2 rRNA genes (1 of these 2 only partly in view) are annotated in these 2,842 nt (G+C 55.0%); both read left to right on the forward strand.

The features are described 5' to 3' along the window. A 23S ribosomal RNA gene (locus tag FAZ79_RS11050) occupies nucleotides 1–2,620 on the forward strand; it begins 259 nt to the left of the window's first position. Nucleotides 2,621–2,713: 93 nt separating this feature from the next. Continuing rightward, a 5S ribosomal RNA gene (gene rrf, locus FAZ79_RS11055) occupies nucleotides 2,714–2,829 on the forward strand. The last annotated feature ends 13 nt before the right edge of the window (nucleotides 2,830–2,842 follow it).

Consider the following 2,842-nt stretch of genomic DNA (forward strand, 5'->3'; position numbering starts at 1 on the left):
AGCCCATCAAGCGCTTTTAGAGTTAGTGGAACAGTCTGGAAAGTCTGGCCATAGCGGGTGATAGCCCCGTACACGAAAGCTCTTTTAGCGTGATGTCGAGTAGGGCGGGACACGTGGAATCCTGTCTGAACATGGGGGGACCATCCTCCAAGGCTAAATACTCCTTACCGACCGATAGTGAACCAGTACCGTGAGGGAAAGGCGAAAAGAACCCCGGCGAGGGGAGTGAAATAGAACCTGAAACCGTGTGCGTACAAGCAGTAGGAGCAGACTTGTTCTGTGACTGCGTACCTTTTGTATAATGGGTCAGCGACTTACTGATCGTGGCAAGCTTAACCGAGTAGGGGAGGCGTAGCGAAAGCGAGTCTGAACAGGGCGTTCAGTCGCGGTCAGTAGACCCGAAACCGGCGCGATCTACCCATGGCCAGGGTGAAGGTCAGGTAATACTGACTGGAGGCCCGAACCCACTAATGTTGAAAAATTAGGGGATGAGCTGTGGGTCGGAGTGAAAGGCTAATCAAGCCCGGAGATAGCTGGTTCTCCTCGAAAGCTATTTAGGTAGCGCCTCGTGTCTCACTCTCGGGGGTAGAGCACTGTTATGGCTAGGGGGTCATCCCGACTTACCAAACCATGGCAAACTCCGAATACCGAGAAGTGCAATCACGGGAGACACACGGCGGGTGCTAACGTCCGTCGTGGAGAGGGAAACAACCCAGACCGCCAGCTAAGGCCCCCAAGTGTGTGCTAAGTGGGAAACGATGTGGGAAGGCAGAGACAGCCAGGAGGTTGGCTTAGAAGCAGCCATCCTTTAAAGAAAGCGTAATAGCTCACTGGTCAAGTCGGCCTGCGCGGAAGATTTACCGGGGCTCAAGCACACCGCCGAAGCTGCGGATGCCGTAAGGCATGGTAGAGGAGCGTTCCGTAGGCCTGCGAAGGTGAACTGTGAGGTTTGCTGGAGGTATCGGAAGTGCGAATGCTGACATGAGTAACGATAATACGAGTGAAAACCTCGTACGCCGAAAGTCCAAGGTTTCCTGCGCAACGTCAATCGGCGCAGGGTGAGTCGGCCCCTAAGGCGAGGCTGAGAAGCGTAGTCGATGGGAAGCAGGTTAATATTCCTGCACCGACCGTTATTGCGATGGGGGGACGGAGAAGGCTAGGCCAGCCGGCAGTTGGTGTCCGGTTTAAGCCCGTAGGTGGATCTCTTAGGCAAATCCGGGAGATCAACACCGAGAGGTGACGACGAGTTCCCACGGGAACGAAGTGGTTGATGCCATGCTTCCAGGAAAAGCCTCTAAGCTTCAGATAACGGTTGACCGTACCCGAAACCGACACAGGTGGACTGGATGAGAATTCCAAGGCGTTGAGAGAACTCGGGTGAAGGAACTAGGCAAAATAGCACCGTAACTTCGGGAGAAGGTGCGCCCCCGTTAGGTGATCGGACTTGCTCCGTAAGCTGAAGGGGGTTGCAGTGACCAGGCCGCTGCGACTGTTTATCAAAAACACAGCACTCTGCAAACTCGAAAGAGGACGTATAGGGTGTGACGCCTGCCCGGTGCCGGAAGGTTAATTGATGGGGTTATCTTCGGAGAAGCCCTTGATCGAAGCCCCGGTAAACGGCGGCCGTAACTATAACGGTCCTAAGGTAGCGAAATTCCTTGTCGGGTAAGTTCCGACCTGCACGAATGGCGTAACGATGGCGGCGCTGTCTCCACCCGAGACTCAGTGAAATTGAAATCGCTGTGAAGATGCAGTGTACCCGCGGCAAGACGGAAAGACCCCGTGAACCTTTACTACAGCTTTGCACTGAATACTGAACCTACTTGTGTAGGATAGGTGGGAGGCTTTGAAACCAGGACGCCAGTTCTGGTGGAGCCAACCTTGAAATACCACCCTGGTATGTTTGGTGTTCTAACCCAGGCCCGTTATCCGGGTCGGGGACCGTGCATGGTGGGTAGTTTGACTGGGGCGGTCTCCTCCGAAAGCGTAACAGAGGAGCACGAAGGTTGGCTAAGCACGGTCGGAAATCGTGCGGTTAGTGCAAGAGCATAAGCCAGCTTGACTGTGAGACAGACACGTCGAACAGGGTCGAAAGACGGTTCTAGTGATCCGGTGGTTCTGTATGGAAGGGCCATCGCTCAACGGATAAAAGGTACTCCGGGGATAACAGGCTGATACTGCCCAAGAGTCCATATCGACGGCAGTGTTTGGCACCTCGATGTCGGCTCATCACATCCTGGGGCTGAAGCAGGTCCCAAGGGTATGGCTGTTCGCCATTTAAAGTGGTACGCGAGCTGGGTTCAGAACGTCGTGAGACAGTTCGGTCCCTATCTGCCGTGGGCGTTGGAGATTTGAGGGAATCTGTCCTTAGTACGAGAGGACCGGGATGGACGAACCTCTGGTGTTCCGGTTGTCACGCCAGTGGCACTGCCGGGTAGCTAAGTTCGGATTGGATAACCGCTGAAAGCATCTAAGCGGGAAGCCAACCCCAAGATGAGATCTCCCCGGGGCTTCGAGCCCCCTGAAGGGCCGTGGAAGACCACCACGTTGATAGGCGGGATGTGGAAGTGCAGTAATGCATGCAGCTAACCCGTACTAATTACCCGTGCGGCTTGACCATATAACGCCAAAGCAACACGCACTAGATACAACACGCATTCACTTTACCGCCGATCGGCCTCAGCTAACCCTGGGCCGGTCGGCTACCCCTTCGCCTGGCGTCCATAGAGCGGTGGAACCACCTGTTCCCATCCCGAACACAGCAGTGAAACGCCGCATCGCCGATGATAGTGTGGGGCTTCCCCATGTGAAAGTAGGTCAACGCCAGGCTCCCCATTTAGAG

Source organism: Guyparkeria sp. SB14A (genome assembly GCF_005096345.1).
In the GTDB taxonomy this organism is placed as follows: Bacteria; Pseudomonadota; Gammaproteobacteria; order Halothiobacillales; family Halothiobacillaceae; genus Guyparkeria; species Guyparkeria hydrothermalis.